General features: G+C 65.2%; 14 protein-coding genes. 7 read left to right on the top strand and 7 right to left on the bottom strand.

Translation table 11 applies throughout. The features are described from left to right. Nucleotides 1-22 precede the first annotated feature (22 nt). The 5 genes from WBP06_RS19035 to WBP06_RS19015 form a co-directional block, all read right to left on the bottom strand. Nucleotides 23-1,189 (bottom strand): glycosyltransferase, encoded by a 1,167-nt coding sequence (locus WBP06_RS19035; RefSeq protein ID WP_395336163.1) that lies wholly within the window; start codon nucleotides 1,187-1,189, stop codon nucleotides 23-25. Nucleotides 1,190-1,264: 75 nt separating this feature from the next. Further along, entirely contained in the window at nucleotides 1,265-3,646 is a 2,382-nt protein-coding gene (locus WBP06_RS19030; RefSeq protein WP_395336161.1) for a TonB-dependent receptor domain-containing protein, read from the bottom strand. Beyond that, entirely contained in the window at nucleotides 3,624-4,616 is a 993-nt protein-coding gene (locus WBP06_RS19025) for a FecR family protein (protein ID WP_395336159.1), read from the bottom strand. The genes WBP06_RS19030 and WBP06_RS19025 overlap by 23 nt, the downstream gene beginning before the upstream one ends. Then, nucleotides 4,600-5,208, bottom strand: a complete 609-nt coding sequence (locus tag WBP06_RS19020; RefSeq protein WP_395336157.1) for an RNA polymerase sigma factor — start codon at nucleotides 5,206-5,208, stop codon at nucleotides 4,600-4,602. Before WBP06_RS19020 ends, WBP06_RS19025 begins: the two co-directional genes overlap by 17 nt. Nucleotides 5,209-5,293: 85 nt before the next feature. After that, nucleotides 5,294-6,025, bottom strand: a complete 732-nt coding sequence (locus tag WBP06_RS19015) for a hypothetical protein (RefSeq protein ID WP_395336155.1) — start codon at nucleotides 6,023-6,025, stop codon at nucleotides 5,294-5,296. A 144-nt stretch (nucleotides 6,026-6,169) separates the two neighbouring features. On the opposite strand from WBP06_RS19015, the gene WBP06_RS19010 reads away from it, so the two are divergent. Beyond that, complete coding sequence (locus tag WBP06_RS19010; protein WP_395336153.1) at nucleotides 6,170-7,180, top strand: endonuclease/exonuclease/phosphatase family protein; 1,011 nt, start codon at nucleotides 6,170-6,172, stop codon at nucleotides 7,178-7,180. 162 nt (nucleotides 7,181-7,342) lie between these two features. On the opposite strand, the gene WBP06_RS19005 is transcribed toward WBP06_RS19010, so the two are convergent. Then, entirely contained in the window at nucleotides 7,343-9,457 is a 2,115-nt protein-coding gene (locus tag WBP06_RS19005) for a TonB-dependent siderophore receptor (RefSeq protein ID WP_395336151.1), read from the bottom strand. Between the two features lie 10 nt (nucleotides 9,458-9,467). On the opposite strand from WBP06_RS19005, the gene WBP06_RS19000 reads away from it, so the two are divergent. From WBP06_RS19000 to WBP06_RS18975, 6 genes are all read left to right on the top strand, one after another. Beyond that, the gene (locus WBP06_RS19000) at nucleotides 9,468-9,683 is read left to right on the top strand and encodes a hypothetical protein (protein ID WP_395336149.1); all 216 of its coding nucleotides are present in this window, start codon (nucleotides 9,468-9,470) and stop codon (nucleotides 9,681-9,683) included. Nucleotides 9,684-9,728: 45 nt separating this feature from the next. After that, nucleotides 9,729-12,545, top strand: a complete 2,817-nt coding sequence (locus WBP06_RS18995) for a DUF5695 domain-containing protein (RefSeq protein WP_395336147.1) — start codon at nucleotides 9,729-9,731, stop codon at nucleotides 12,543-12,545. Nucleotides 12,546-12,659: 114 nt separating this feature from the next. Beyond that, nucleotides 12,660-13,031: an ArsR/SmtB family transcription factor gene (locus WBP06_RS18990; protein ID WP_395336144.1), complete on the top strand. Its 372-nt coding sequence runs from the start codon at nucleotides 12,660-12,662 to the stop codon at nucleotides 13,029-13,031. Continuing rightward, on the top strand, nucleotides 13,028-13,489 hold the full coding sequence (locus WBP06_RS18985; RefSeq protein WP_395336142.1) for an SRPBCC domain-containing protein: 462 nt from the start codon (nucleotides 13,028-13,030) through the stop codon (nucleotides 13,487-13,489). Before WBP06_RS18990 ends, WBP06_RS18985 begins: the two co-directional genes overlap by 4 nt. Then, nucleotides 13,479-14,219 (top strand): DUF899 domain-containing protein, encoded by a 741-nt coding sequence (locus WBP06_RS18980; protein ID WP_395336140.1) that lies wholly within the window; start codon nucleotides 13,479-13,481, stop codon nucleotides 14,217-14,219. Before WBP06_RS18985 ends, WBP06_RS18980 begins: the two co-directional genes overlap by 11 nt. A 32-nt stretch (nucleotides 14,220-14,251) precedes the next feature. Next, a complete protein-coding gene (locus tag WBP06_RS18975) occupies nucleotides 14,252-14,455 on the top strand; it encodes a hypothetical protein (protein ID WP_395336138.1) in 204 nt (67 codons plus the stop codon). A gap of 49 nt (nucleotides 14,456-14,504) precedes the next feature. On the opposite strand, the gene WBP06_RS18970 is transcribed toward WBP06_RS18975, so the two are convergent. Beyond that, nucleotides 14,505-14,834, bottom strand: coding sequence for a YbaY family lipoprotein (locus WBP06_RS18970; protein WP_395336136.1), 330 nt, complete (start codon nucleotides 14,832-14,834; stop codon nucleotides 14,505-14,507). Nucleotides 14,835-15,089: the final 255 nt, after the last annotated feature.

The following is a 15,089-nucleotide window of genomic DNA, read 5'->3' as shown; positions in this document are numbered from 1 at the left end:
GCCATTGCCGCGACACGCCCCGTCAGGGCCGCGCAACCTCAAGAGAATCGCGGCTTTGCACCTGCCGGGCGTCGGCAATGGTCGCCTGCATGATGCGCAGATAGGATTGCGCCGCGTTCTCCAACGTAAATCGCGCGGCGAAACCACGGGACGCCGCATCCAGCACCGGCAGCCGTTCAGGGCGGGAAATCGCCGCAGCCAGCGCATCGACGTCGTTCACCGGCACCAGCATGCCACGTGCGCCATGACCCAGCAGCATGGGCATGGAAACCGCGCAGTTGGTGGCGACGATCGGCAATCCGGCTGCGATCGCCTCGATCACGACGGCGGGCACACCTTCGAAACGTGACGCAAGCAGGAGGCAGTCGGCATCCCGATAATGGCCATCCGGCGAAGCGACATGCCCGGTGAAGACCACCCGGCCCTGGAGGGAAAGCCGCTCCACCTCCGCCTCCAGCGCCGCGCGGCCGCAGCCGCCGCCCACGATGGTCAGGCGGTCTGCCGGGCGCGAACCGGCGGCGAAGGCGCGCAGCAGCATGGCGAAGTTCTTCTGGGTCGCAAGCCTGCCAACCGCAAGGTAGCGCATCGGGCGATCCAGCGGCGCTTCACGGTCCAGCGCCAGCAGCCGGTCCAGCCGATCCGTATCGAGCGCCGGGTCATGCACGGTGGCAACCCGGTGCGCGGCCACTTCCATCCGTTCCGCGATCTCGCCGGCCATCGGCTCGGCCAGCGCGACGAAGCGGTCCAGGGCAAAACCGTTCACTTTCAGCCACTTCCCATACCACATCCGGCGCAACGGAGACTTGTCCGCGCGGACAAGATCGTTGCTTACCTTGACGACGACCGGCGGGCATCGACGGCCGAACACCAGCTTCATCAGCACGCATACGACCGTGTAGGTATTGCCCGGGCAGAAGATCACGTCCGCCCTTTCGCGCAAGAGGATGCGGAACATGCTCCACATCATCCAGATCGTTTCGAACCGCGCCGTGGGGACGAAGCTGCGAAAGCGGCGGTAATTCAGCGTATCCGGCGCATTTTCGCGGTCCAACCCTTCATCGCGCCCCAGGACGATGAGCACATCGTGCCCGATCTCATGCCATTTCCGGGCGAGCCCAAGGGCCACTCGTTCGACCCCGCCGGGTTCGAAACTGTGTATGGGAATCACGATCCTGAGAGCATCCGTCATGGCGATTAGACACCATGGCCGGCACATAACCGCACATTGACGGTACATTGGCGGCACATTGCCGCACCTGGGCCGTCAGAAGGCCGCGTCGAACCCGATCCGTAGCGAGCGGGGCCGCATCGGCGTCTGCTGAAGGCCATCGGCAACCGTGAACGGGTTGCCGAACGCGAAAGTATTGCCCCGATCGTTCAGTGCATTGTCGACATCCATCGAGAACCCGAAAGTGCCGAAGCCCAGCCGGAAGCCCGCCGTCAAGTCATAGTATCGCCCCTGCCCCAGGGCGAAGGGTGCCAGGATCGCCAGCTTCGAATGGCCCACGTAGCGCAGCGCGCTGTCCGCCGTCAGATCTGCCCAGCCGAGGTCGCGCGTGTACTTCGCGGCAACCCGCCAGCCTTCGTCGGCAATGTTGGGCAGGTCCCGGTCGTCGATGTTGTCGTAGCCCGGTGCCGGATCGGAGAGGCTGCTGGACGCCAGGAATCCCGCCGCTTCCAGCGAGAGCGCGTCCACGGGATGCCAGGCGAGGGAAACCGCGATGTTGCGCACGCGACCCGAACCGATGTTGGCCACATAGGGAAGCCCATCCATGTCGATGAGATCGGCCTGGATGTCACGCCAGCGGGCGGTGGAGGCGGCGATGCTGCCGCTGAGGCGCGCGCCCTTTTCCATTCCGAACCGCAGGCCCAGCTCGAACGTCTCGATCCGGTCGGACACGAAGCGATCGGCGCTGGGCGCGCTGGCCGATCCGGTCACCTGCAGTCCGCCCGGTCGATAGCCCTGCTGGTAGCGGGCATAGAGCAGCGCGCCCGTCATAGGTTTCCAGGCCAGGGCCGCCGAAGGCAGGAAGCGGTGCTGGCTTCGCTCCGGCTCATAGTCGAGGTCTTCCTCGTCCAGGAACTTGCTGGTCTGGCGCACGTAGCTGAACCGGCCGCCCAGCGTCAGCATCAGCCGGTCGAGCAGCGGCACGCCAAGTTCGCCGAAAACGGCGGCATCCGTGGTGGAGGTCGATATGTCGGTCAGCCGCGCCGGATCGTCCGGGTCCCCCAGTTCGCGTTCTGCATGGTCGACGTTGTGGACGAAGCCGATGCCCGCCAGCCACGTGCCCCCGGCACCCCAGCGGCCGGTCAGCCGCGTCTCGTGCGAGATCAGCCTGACCGAAACCTCTTCCTCGTATTCACGCGGGGCGGTGTCGTCGGGCTCGGTCGCATCGAACACCGTGTCGATATTCTGGTGGGCGTAGCCGGTGGCCGAAACCAGCTCCATGCCGGAGGCCCAGCTGCGCGAGACGGTAAGGCCGACAAGGCGATAGTCGTTGTCGAACGGCTGCGCGATCGTTGCGGAGCGCGTCAGATCGGGATCGCCCTTCAGGGTATATTGCCCATCGCGCGACACCAGATCCTGTTGGACCACGGTGGCATCCACCTTCCACGCGGCATCGGGCGCCCAGCGCAGCGTGGCGCGAAAGCCGGTGACCAGATTGCGGTTCACGTCCTTCAGCCCACGGGCGGTATCGTCGATGTAACCGCCCTCCACCGATCGATAGACGACCGCGCGCAGGCCCAGCCGATCGGCGATCAGCGGCACGTTGCCCATCACCGCGCCGTCGCCGCCCGGCGCGCCGTCCTGCGTCAGCCTGCCGCCCAGCGATGCTTCCACGCCGATCTTGTCGAGATCGGGCGGGGTGGGAACCAGGCGGATGATGCCCCCCAGCGTGCCCGCGCCGTACAAGGTGCCCTGCGGCCCCTCCAGCACTTCCACTTGCGCGATGTCGTAGGGGGCCAGATCGGGATCCGGCGCGCTGTAGATCAGGCGCATGTCGCCCAGATACTGGCTGATGGTGGCCTGGCTGGTGCCGTTGAAACTGCTGTCCGCAATCCCGCGGATGAAGATCTTGTTCCGTCCACGGCCCAGGTTGGTGGATGACAGTTCGGGCAGCTTGCCCAGGATATAGCCGGTGCCCCGCGCGCCGGCGCGCGCAAGCTCCTCCCGCTCAGGCTTCACGACCGACAGGCTGGCGGGATAGTCGCCCAGCCCGAGGTGCTGCTTGGTTGCGGTCACCACGATATCGGGGCCGACGCTCTCTTCCACCGGTGCGGGACGGGGCGGCCTGGCCGGCGCCCGGCGCGGCCGCGCCTCCACCGGGCGGCGGACCAGCCGGACCGTCCGCGCATCGACGAGGACGAAGTCGTAGCCGCTGCCCTTCAGCAGCCGGCGCAAGGCTTCGGTCGGCTCCAGCCGACCGGACACGCCCGGCGTGCGGACGGCGCCAACGCCCGGATCGGTGATCGCGATCGAGATGCCGGCCTGCTGCGCCCACGCCAGCAGCGCGTCCGAAAGGCTGCCGCCCGGGACCGAGAAAGATCGGGTCTCCCGTGCATGGGCGGGAGCGATGTTCAGGCAATTGACCATGACCGCGACAAGCGCGGGAACGAACCAATTAGGGCGTGATCGACCAGCCATCCCCGGTTTCGGTTACCTTCGCACCAATCAGGGCCTCGACACGTTTGCGCAGGGCGGCATTGTCGCCGTCCAGCTGTATCACCCCCGTGAATTTCGTCTGCGATAGGTCCGAACCCAGTTCGATGGCAATCCCCCGTGCTCTGGTAATGTCTCCCACCACTTCGACCAGCGGGGCATCGCGATAGACCAGCTTGCCCCGCGTCCAGGCACCGATATCGGCCGGCGATCGCCGGTCCTCCACCAGTCGGTCGCCGCTGGCGCGCAAGGTGTCGCCCGCGTTCAGCCGCAGACGGATGGCGCCATCCTCATACCGCACGGCGCCTTCGGCCACTTCCACCTGCAGGCCCAGCGCGCCGGATCGCACGTTGAACACCGTGCCCACATCGACGACGCGCTGGTTGCCCACCGTCAGCGTGAACGGGCGCCCTGCGTCATGGTGCACGGAAAACTGCGCCTCGCCCGATCGCAGTTCGGCCACGCGCGGGTCCGACTTCCGCAGGACCAGTTCGGTGCCGCCGTTCAGCATGATCCTGCTGCCGTCCGCCAGTGCCACCGACCGCGTCTCTCCCGGCGCGGTAACGATGGAGTACTGTTGCCCCATGCCGGCCACCACCACCCAGGTTCCCACCGCCGCCAGCGCCAGCGATGCGGCCATCGCCGGCCACATCCAGCGCCGACGCGCCGGTGGCTCGATCACGTAAGTACCGCTGCGACGCTCCGCCCCGCCGCCCTGCCCCGCTGCGGAGGCATCGCCCAGCAAGGCCCGCGCAAGGCTGTCCTGCCGCGCAACCGCGATCGCCGGATTCAACGCCAGATCGGCATCGTGCACCGCCTCGTAGGCCGCATTGTGCCGGGGATCGGCAGCCAGCCATAGGGCGAATTCGTCCCAGGCCGCTTCGTCTTCATCGTCCAGCCGCAGATGCCACGCGATGGCCTGGGCCTGGATGTCCTCCTTATCGGGATAGGTCATCGAACCCTCCTTTCGTGTCACCACCATGCTCGTGCGGCTTCGGGTTGCCCGTCATCTGGCCTCCAAGCCTGCCGCGAATGTCCAGGATCGCGCGATAGGCGCGTTGCAGATGCTTCTCCACCGCGCTCAGGCTGATCCCCAGATCCAGTGCAATCGCCTTTTGCGATGCGCCCTCGATCCGGAACTGCCGGAACACGTGCGCGGTGCGTTCGGGCAGGCGATCCAGTTGTTCCTCCACCCGCGCCAACTGGTCGCGGGCCAGTGTCACCACCTCCGGATCCGGAGCATCGTCGATCCGTTCATCACCGTCCTCTGGCCCGATCCAGCTTGCATCGCGGGCCTGACGCCGGCTTTCGGCGCGCCGCAGCGTGTGCGCCATGTTGTTCGCCATCTGGTAGAGATAGGCGCGCGGCGATCGGATCGGCCCGGTTTCCGCGCTTTGCAGGCGGATGAACATGTCCTGCAACACGTCCTCCGCATCCGCCTCACCCACGCCGCGTGCCATCAGGAAGCGGCGCAGTTCCGCCCTCATTTCCAGCGAAAGCTGCCGCAACCCGCCGTCGGCCGGCACTTCCCGCCCTTGCGAGGTCATAGCCCGTCCCTCATGCGCAAAGGTTCCCCCATCGATCGAGCAAAGCAAATGTTCGGGCGTTCGGCCAGCGATTGTCATGGCACCCTCAGAAATTGTCCGTCAGCACCAGGCTGACGTCGCTGCAATGGCGCATGGCCTGGCCGACCCCGGCGGCGCGGCTGCCGGTATGCGCGTCGATGCCTAGCCACGACGATCGGCCATCCGGCCCCGATCCATCCTCCGCCAGCGCGAACCGCCAGACCGCGTGGGCGCCCTTCGCCGCTGCCGGTTCGCCATTGTCGAGATGGACCACATCGGTTGCAAGCGAACGGCCGCCCCATCCGCCCTGATGGTAGTATCCGGCCGACAGGATCCAGTCCCGGCCATGTTCCCAGGCAAGGTCGGCCGCTGCGTAACCCGTGCGGGTCTTGGTCGGCAAAATCAGCGAATGGGCGGCACGCCGACTGACCCGGCCGCCGGTTGCCGTCAGGCGGACGAGATCGTCGGCCCCCAGTTTGTGCCACGCGCCGATACCCATGCTCTTGCCGCGAAACCGCGACCCGTCGGGATCGCCGGCCAGTTCCATCGGCTCCAGCGAGCGGACCGCGCGAAAGTCCATCGTCCATCCCGCATCGCCGGAATCGCCGTCGAACCGGACGACCTTGGCCTGATCGGGGCGGGACAGGTCCGAAAGCGACCAGTCCACGGCATCCGGCAGATAGGCGAACCCCGCAGCGCCCTGCATCTTCTGCGATCGCGCGTCCGCCGGCACCGGAGCAAGCAGGAACAATACACACATCAGGCCAGTGGTCTTAAGCCAGTCATCCTGGAGTCCCATCGGTACAACTCCGCTCCGGATCCCGCCGTAATGCCGGGATATCGATAGGACTCCGGAAAGGGGCGCGACCCGCATCACGAAAAATCCGGTGCGGGTCGGGCAGCGATGCGCCGTCTAGCGGGCATCGCTGCCGGAGTTTCGCGCGTGACCCGAATTCCCCTTGTCGTGACTGCAATACTGGCCACTCTGGCGGCGGCGAACGTCGCCCGCCCGCTGCCTGCGGCGGAGCCGACGGCACGCTTCATGCCGCCGCCCGGCCCGCGATCCAGCCTCTCCCTGATGACCTACAACGTGAAGGGATTGCCGTTCCCGGCAGCCTTCAACCGCGCCGCCGCGCTCGCCAAAATCGGGAAAAATCTGGAAGCGCTGGGCCGCACGGGCCATCGGCCGGACATCGTGGCCCTGCAGGAAGCCTTCATTCCGGAGGCCAAGGCCATCGCGAAGCAGGCCGGCTATCGCTACATCGCCATCGGCCCCCAGGCGGCCGACGCACCGGCCGCGCCCGTCGATGCCGCTGGCTTGCGGTTCACTGGCAAGGCATCGTGGATGAAGGGCGAGACCGAGGGCAAATGGGTGGACAGCGGGCTGGTCATCATGTCCGACTATCCGATCGTCGCCACCCGGAAGATGGCCTTTGCCCGCGATGCATGCGCCGGTTTCGACTGCCTGGCCGCGAAAGGGGCGCTGATCGCCTGGGTCCGGATTCCCGGGCAGCCGCAACCCGTGGCGATCGCCGACACGCATCTCAACGCGCGCAAGGCATCCGGCGTACCCGTGGAAAGGGCGAATGCGGCCTACCGGCTGCAGCTTTCCGCGCTTCGGACATTCATCGGCCGGCAGGTCGATCCGCAGACCAGCCTGATCTTTGCCGGCGATTTCAACGTCGGCCACGATGCCGATCGCGTGGCGGCGGCACGCCTGGTGATGGAAACCGCCTCCGGAGCGACCGAAGCGACGGAAGTGGCCGCCACCATCCCCTTTCCGTCCAACGACCTTTCCGCCGTCCTGGCGCGGGCCAAGGACAAGCAGTATTTCCGTGCAGGCCAGGGCCAGATGCTGCGCTATGCCGGGATCGAAGTGCCGTTCGGCCTGGCCGGCAAGGCCAGCGCGCTATCCGATCATCTGGGCTACGTCGTCCGATATGCGTTCGAATGACGCCGACATGGCCGGTGCGGTTTCACCGGCCATGTCAGGATCGTAGGAATCGGCGTTCGGAAGCGCCTAGAGCAGTTGATCCGATTACATCGGATCAACTGCTCTAGGATTTTGGTTTATCGCGTTTTCCGAGTCATCAGGTGGTTCCACCTGATTAGAAAACTAGAAGCTGGTCGACAGGCTGAGCTTCACGGTTGCCGGCAGACCCTGCGCCAGCAGGCTCGATCCGGTCGACGCCCAGTACCGCTTGCCGGTGACGTTCTCGCCATAGACGCGCACGGTCGTGCGGGCGCCCGCCAGATCGAAGGCGTAGCTGGCGCCAAGGTCGAACGTCTCGTAGCCGGGCACGAATGCCTGGTTCAGCGCATTGACCGCGCGCCGGCCGACATGGAACATGCCGGCGGAAACGCGCAGCCCCTCGATCGCCGCAACCCGGTATTCGGCAAAGATCGATCCGGAGAACTTGGATACGTTCTCGATCAGCTTGCCCACCACGGCGGCATTGCCGGACTGCTGCTTGGCATCCAGCGTCATCGCGCTGGCCGAAAGCGACAGGCGGGGCAGGACTTCGCCGACCACGCTGAACTCGCCGCCCTGATAGACCGCCTCTGCGTCCTGAACGTAGTAGTTCGCGCTGTTCAGATAGGCCGAGGGCCGCTTGATGTGGAAATAGGCCGCCGTGATCAGCACGCCGCGCAGCGGCTCGATCTTGACCCCCGCCTCCGTCTGCTTGCTGACCGCCGCCGGCAGGATTTCGCCGGCGTTGTTGGCGATCTGCTGGGCGATCGGCCCCGGCTCCAACCCTTCGATATAGTTGGCGTAGATGTTCGCCCATACCACCGGCTTCACCATCAGGCCGTAGGACCAGGTACCCGGCTTGATCTTGTAGGAGGATGTGAGGCTGACGTCCTTGTAATCCGTCTTGCGATAGCCGACCGTCGCCTGCAGCCAGTCGCCCAGCGAGGCGCGATCGAAGATGTAGACGCCAAGATCTTCCACCCGCGACGGGTTCGGAATGATGCGCGGCGGCACCGGCTGTTCGGGGATCAGCACCGGGTTGTAGAGGTTCTGCGCGAAGGTGTAGCGCACGGCGGTCGGCACGTTGCTGTCGCGCGTGTAGTACGACACGCCCAGCATCAGGTTGTGCTGGACCGGGCCGGTCGTGAACGAGCCCGAAAGATCGCCGCGATAGATGTTGTTCTTGTAATCGTTGCCGGCCGTCATGGCGACGGTGAGCTTGCCGTCTCCGGTGACAAGGTCATAGCCGCTGAACGAGGAATAGTCCCGGCTGCGCGTCAGGTACGATTGCCCGACCGCGACCGCGAGGCGCCAGTTGGTCGCGAAGTCGTAGTTCACGCGTGCCAGCAGGTTGGTCGAGCGCCCCCGGCCCTGCATCCACGCCGCGCCAAGGTTCTTCGACGAAGGCTGCAACGGCGGCAGCGCGATCACCCCGTTCACCGCCGCAGGCAGGCTGAATTCGGTGGGTTCGGTCACGTTCTTGTAGTTGTATTCGGCGTCCAGCAGCACTTCCAGCCCATCCAGCGGCCGCCAGTCGAACGCCCCCGAAATGAAACGCCGCGCACCATAAGTCCGGTCGATGCCGGTTTCGACGGTGGATGCCCCCGCGTTCACGCGCAGCCCGGCATTGCCGAAACTGCGCCCGACATCGAAGCTGGCGCCCATCGATCCGTTCGTATCGCCCTGGAAATCGACGCGGCTGATCGGGCTTTCGGTGGGGCGTTCGGTCACCAGATTGATGATGCCGGAAGGGGTGGCAAAGCCGTAGTAGAGGCCGGCCGCGCCCTTCAGCACCTCTATGCGGTCCTTGCTCTCGATCGGCTGCTCGATCAGGTTGACGATCGGCAGCACGCCGTTCCAGCGGACATTGGTGAAGTTGTTGAGCGTGATGCCCCGGATTGCGAGGTTGCTGTAGATCGCACTGTTGATCTGGGCCTGCGTCACCCCCGGCGTATTGCGCACGGCATCGATCACGGAACGCGCCTGCTGCGCCTCCAGCAGGTCCTTCGTCATCACCGCGATGGTCAGCGGCGTATCGCGCAGGCGCGCGTCGCGGAAGGTGCCCGCCTGCACATAGTCCGCGCTGAAGGAATCGCGACGGTCGGCGGTCACCACGATGTCTTCGGCAACCGGCGTGGCGGCATTGGTCGCGCTCTGCGCGAAAGCCGGCATCGGCAATGCCGCAATGATTCCCGCCTGAATGGAAACGCCGGCAAGTGCCCTGCCGAAGCGACGACGCGATGCTGATTTCGTCTGCAATTGAACCCCCGTGAAAACACGGCGGGCCAATACGCTATTGCGCATCGTTTGCAATAACAAAGACACAATCGCGCGAAACACGCTGGGACGCCCAGCCGTGGTGATGGGAACGGGACATGTGATCGCGAAGCGCTTCGCGGTCGCATCGGATTGCGATCTGGTCGCATCGACTATGAAAGGCTTCTTCGCCAGCAAGCCCGCCAAGGGCATCATCGTCATTGCCTGAGGGATATTATACGATATACCTATCTCCATTCGACGGAGATGAGCCTTGGACAGTGCTGACGATGATGTACTCAACCGATCGCCTGAAAGCCGCTCCATCCCACGCCGCCAGCTCCGCACCAAGCCGCATGGCCCGCTTGATCGACGGGGGTTGATCCGCGCGGGACTGGCGGGCGTATTCCTACCCGTGCTACAGACGCCGCTGCTGGCTGCATCGTCGCCTCCGCTTGCGGCGAGGAAGGTCAGCTCCATACTCGCAGGCCCGGGAAAGCCCTTCAGGCTGGGCTTCGATGGCGGCCGCGTGACGAGCCTTTCTGCCGACGCGAAGGTCGTACCGGGAGATTTCATCCATGCGGGCGCCGCTGTGGGCAATGCTTCCGGAACCTATCGCATCGCCGATGGCCCGTGGCAGCGCTTCGAAACGCGTACGCAGGCGCCCGAGCATGTCAGGCAGACCGCGAATGGGCTGGAGGCGCGCTATCTCCTGGCTTCGGGCATCTTCGTCACTTGCGGTTTCGCGCTTGAAGCCGACGGGCTACACCTCACCCTGACGCTTTCCAACGAGACGACCTTGCCGATCGAATTCGGCGATCTTGCCCTGCCGCTGCCGATCAACATGATCCACGCGGCGAAAGACGATCCCAACGCCGTTCTCAAGCACAGCTTCATTTCCGGACGCAGTTCGCACATTTTCTGGCAGCGCCGGGACAGCCTGACACCGTGGCTGGCCATGCTCCCGGAGAAAGGGGCCGCGCTTGAATACTGGGACGCGCCCAAGGATTCGCCGGACCTCTACCGGGTCTTTTTCCACGCCGCCGCCGAAGTCACCGCCGTCAGGGCGGCCGGATCGCGCTGGCGCCTGCCTGCCACCAGCCTTACCCTGGCACCAGGGAAAACCGCCGAAAGAGGCGTTCGTTTTCTGCTCGTGGACGGTTACGCCGCAATGCGCCGGACCATCGCGGAGCACGGGCTGATCGACGTCGAAGTCGTGCCGGGCATGACCGTACCTACCGATCTGGACGTGACGCTTTCGCTGGGTTCGAGCGTATCGGTCGTCCGGCTGGAGCCCGAACACCCCGCGGAAACCCAATTGACACCGCTCGGCGAACGCGCCGGGCGGACGCTCTTTCGCCTGCGCTTCGCCCGCCTCGGCGAAAACCACGTCACGCTGCATCAGGCGGACGGGGGACGGACCACGCTGGAATTCTTCGTGACCGAACCGGTCGAGACGATGATCGCCAAGCGCGGGGCCTTCATCGCCGCGCACCGTCATCGCGATCCGGCGAAGTGGTACGACGGCCTGCTGGCCGAGTGGAACATGGAGAGCGAAACCCTTCTCGGCCCGGACAATTACGACCGGATCAAGGGCTGGCGCATCTACGAAGTGACCTGCGATGACCCGGGCCTCTCCAAGCCCGCCTTCCTTGCCGCCAAGAACGCGGAATATCCGGTACAGGCGGAAATCGACGCGTTGGACGATTATGTCGAACACTTCGTCTGGGGCGGGCTTCAGCGCACGACCGAAGAGCCATGGCCTTACGCGCTCTACGGCATTCCAGACTGGAAGCGGAACCGCGACAGTGCCGATCCGGGTGACAAGGGCCAAAAGCACTTCTGGCGGCCTTACGACTACCCGCACATCACGCTGATGTATTTCGCGCTCTATCGCATCGCGCGCGACCGGCACGGCTTCCACACACGCCTGACCGCGGCCGACTATCTCGAACGCGCCTTCGGCACTGCGCGGGCCATGTTCGTGATCCCCAAGGAGATCGTCGGCTGGGAAGCGGATTCCACCGGATTCTACAACGAACTGGTCATTCCCGACGTGATCGAGGCCCTGCGCCGCGAAGGCCGTATGGCGCAGGCAGACGAACTGGCCGGGCACTGGGAGCACAAGGTCGCCCACTTCGTGAACGAGGTCGAAGATCTCTTCGCCTCGGAATATGCATTCGATTCCACCGGCTTCGAATCGACGCAGGCGATCTCCCGCTATGCACTGGATCGGCCGGACCGCTTCCCACGCGAACGGGCGCGCGCTTTCGCCAAGCGTCAAATGGATGCCAACCTGTTCTGCCGGGGATGGCTGCAACCCGCGTACTACACCCTGGGTAGCGATTACCGGGCGCAGGCAGGCGATGCCTATACGCTAAGCTACATGGCGCAGATGGGCGGTTGGGCCATTCTCGATTATGCACTGAACGATACCTCCGGCGACCGTCCGCTGCTGCGGCTCGGTCACGCTTCGGCGTTGAGCAGCTGGGCGTTACTGAATAGCGGCACGCCGGAAAGCGGCTATGGTTACTGGTATCCCGGAAAGGCCAACGACGGCGGCGCGGGCGGCGGCTTCGAACCTGCGGCATTGGCCGAGACATGGCTCGACCAGCCCAATCGGCATGGATCGTGGTACTATTCCTGCGAGATCGACCTTGGCTTCTGCGGTGCCCTGCGTGCGGCGGCCACCACGCTGGTCGATGACGACCTGTTCGGCCGTATCGCTCTTTCCGGCGTGCTGGAAGAGCGCGGTGGCCACCTTCTGATCCATCCCCGCGACGGTGTGCGCCGGCGCTTTCATGCGCGGCTTGGAGAGCGCGCGCTTGATATCCAGTTGCTGGACGACGCCCGGTTCGCGGCGGATACGCCGATCCGGGTCAATTCTCGGCTCGACCAATTCGCGTTCGAGATCGAGCACTCCGCCGGTCCAGCCCGTACCTTGAGGATCCGCATCTCGGACAGGAACGGGCTGCGCTGGAAGTTGCCAGAATTGAAGCAGTCTCACGTTGCCGGAGAGGTTGCCAGAGAGTACGTCATCGCCGTGAAAGAAGGCTCTCAGCGCACCAGCCTGAAGGCTCGATCCGGGTAAGCCGAGCAGGGCGACCGGTCTTCTGCCGCATCACGATTGCCCGCGTTCGGATTTGGCCGCGCGGCCGACTTCGCGCACTTGACACCTGTGCCGGCGAGGCAGATTGTTCACCACATGGTGAAGTTTCAGGACTCGAGTCTCGACCGCACCTTCGCGGCGCTGGTCGATCCCACCCGCCGGGCGATCCTGACGCGGCTGGAAGGGCATGACGGCCTGTCCGTCAGCCAGCTGGCCGAACCGTTCGCGATCAAGCTGCCGGCGGTGATGAAGCACCTCGACGTCCTGAGCGATGCCGGCCTGATCACACGGACGAAGCAAGGGCGCACGGTATCGGTCCGGCTGGCGCCCGAACCGATGGAGGAAGCGATGAACTGGTTGCGCCGGTACGAACGCTTCTGGTCGGCCAGCCTCGACCGTCTGGCCGCCTATGCCGAAGCCGAAGAGGCCAAGGCGCGTGAAATCGAAACGAAGGGAAAAGGTCGATGACTTCGCTGACCCTCGTCCGCCGCATCGCGGCGCGACCCTCGATCGTGTTCGATGCCATGACCCGGCCCGAAGGCATCGCGGCGTGGTGGGGGCCGGACGATGGCCCCGTGCTGCTGGCGCGAACCGACGTGCGGGTCGGCGGGCGATGCCGGGTGCGCTTCCGCATGCTGGACGGCACCGAGCACGAAAGCGACGGCGAGTACCTGGAAGTGGAACGCCCTGTTCGCCTGGTGATGAGCTTTCGCTGGACCACCGGCGGCGAACCCGAGGAAGACGGCGCGGTTTCGCGGATCGAGATCGATCTGCGGCCGATAGAAACCGGCACCGAACTGACTTTCACCCATGCCCGATTGAAGAACGAGGTGTCGCGCGACAGCCACGCAGAGGGCTGGAGCGGCTCGCTCGACAAACTGGTGCGCCATTTTGCGCAAGTCGTGGAGACGGACGATGAAGCATGAAATCGTATCGCAAGCCGAATGGATCGAAGCCTCGCGCGCGTTGCTGGCCGAAGAAAAGGCCTGGACGCGCGAGCGTGATCGACTGACGGAAAAGCGCCGCGCACTGCCTTGGGTGCGGATCGAGAAGGACTACGTCTTCGAAGGACGGCATGGTCCGGTCACCCTGGCCGAACTGTTCGACGGCCGCAGCCAGCTGATCATCTATCACTTCATGTTCGGGCCAGACTGGAACGAGGGCTGCACCGGCTGTTCCTTCCTCTCGGACCAGGTGGACGGTGCGCGCCGCCATTTCGAGCATAACGATCTCAGCTGGGTCGCCGTATCTCGCGCGCCGATCGAAAAGCTGGAAGCCTATCGCCGGCGCATGGGCTGGGATTTCGATTGGGTTTCGTCCGGCGGGAACACGTTCAATCACGACTTCCACGTCTCTTTCACCGAAGAAGAACGGCGGAACGGCGTATTCTACAATTTCCAGCAGCAGCCCGATCCCGAAATCGGCGAACTGCCCGGTGCCAGCGCATTCCTGCGCGACGAGGACGGGGCGATCTATCACACCTATTCCAGTTACGCGCGCGGCAACGAAACCACCCTGCCCGCCTACGGCTGGCTGGACATGGCGCCCAAGGGCCGCAACGAACCGGAAGGCGGCAATCTGGGCGACTGGGTGAAGCGGCACGACAGCTATCCCGACGACGGCCGCACCCGCGCGGTCGCTACCGCAAGGGCCTGACGATGTTGTGCTGCGGCCTTGTGGCATTCACCGTGGCGGCTGTCGTCGCATGGTGGAGACGGTTGCGGCGCGGATTGCGGCAGGGCTTGGGCGGACATCCCAAGCTCATCCTGATCGGCTGCTGCGCGGTGCTGCTCTCGCTTCCCGTCGCAGTGCTGGCGACGGGCTGGCCGACGACGCAGCAGCGGCTGGACCGCGGCAATATCGTCATCATGGCCATGCGCTCGCTCTGCTGAGAGACTCCGCAAATGCGCCTTCAGCGAATTTCCAAACGCGCTGCAAGGCTCATCGCTGAACGCGCACCAGCATCAATTCCACCGCCTGCCCTGGCGCCGGCAGGGATGTGTGCGTGTCAGTTATCCAGACAAGCTGGCCCGCGCCATCAGTGATCCGGGCCGATACGGCATAGCGTCCACGCGGATCGATCTTCGACGCGTCGTAGTCCAGCGTGAAGGCCAACGGCACTTGCCACCCCTCGGTGGCGAACTCGGTCGAGGCGATCACCGGCGCGGCGGTGTCCATCCGGCTGACGTCGGCGATCGCGACCGACAGACGGGCGTCGGGCGGCAGCGCGATCCGTTCGCGGTAGGTGGCATGTCCGGTCAGCGTGACCATCCCTTTCGTCGCCTCCGTTTCGCCGGAGCCCCCAGGAGTTGAACTTTGCGGGCCTGAACCTTGCGGCGCGGACGGGGTCTGGCAGGCGGCCAATGCGGCGGCCAGGGGCAGAAGAAAATGGGCCCTCTTCATGACGCTCCCTTCATGTCGGCATTCGAAATGTATGGCGGCGACGGCCATCGTTGGCAACGATGGCACCGCGCCGAGCGGCCAGCGATCTTGATGAAGACCTAGTAAACCATTCCGAACCGCAGG

The sequence above is a fragment of the Novosphingobium mississippiense genome, from assembly GCF_044029535.1.
Lineage (GTDB): Bacteria > Pseudomonadota > Alphaproteobacteria > Sphingomonadales > Sphingomonadaceae > Novosphingobium.
This window is presented reverse-complemented; position numbering and strand designations above follow the sequence as displayed.

Bases quoted from the DNA above. Each gene is read 5' to 3' on its own strand.
- WBP06_RS19035 (WP_395336163.1), bottom strand. From the start codon at position 1,189: ATGACGGATGCTCTCAGGATCGTGATTCCCATACACAGTTTCGAACCC.
- WBP06_RS19030 (WP_395336161.1), bottom strand. From the start codon at position 3,646: ATGGCTGGTCGATCACGCCCTAATTGGTTCGTTCCCGCGCTTGTCGCG.
- WBP06_RS19025 (WP_395336159.1), bottom strand. From the start codon at position 4,616: ATGACCTATCCCGATAAGGAGGACATCCAGGCCCAGGCCATCGCGTGG.
- WBP06_RS19020 (WP_395336157.1), bottom strand. From the start codon at position 5,208: ATGACCTCGCAAGGGCGGGAAGTGCCGGCCGACGGCGGGTTGCGGCAG.
- WBP06_RS19015 (WP_395336155.1), bottom strand. From the start codon at position 6,025: ATGGGACTCCAGGATGACTGGCTTAAGACCACTGGCCTGATGTGTGTA.
- WBP06_RS18990 (WP_395336144.1), top strand. From the start codon at position 12,660: ATGGTGAAGTTTCAGGACTCGAGTCTCGACCGCACCTTCGCGGCGCTG.
- WBP06_RS18985 (WP_395336142.1), top strand. From the start codon at position 13,028: ATGACTTCGCTGACCCTCGTCCGCCGCATCGCGGCGCGACCCTCGATC.
- WBP06_RS18980 (WP_395336140.1), top strand. From the start codon at position 13,479: ATGAAGCATGAAATCGTATCGCAAGCCGAATGGATCGAAGCCTCGCGC.
- WBP06_RS18970 (WP_395336136.1), bottom strand. From the start codon at position 14,834: ATGGTCACGCTGACCGGACATGCCACCTACCGCGAACGGATCGCGCTG.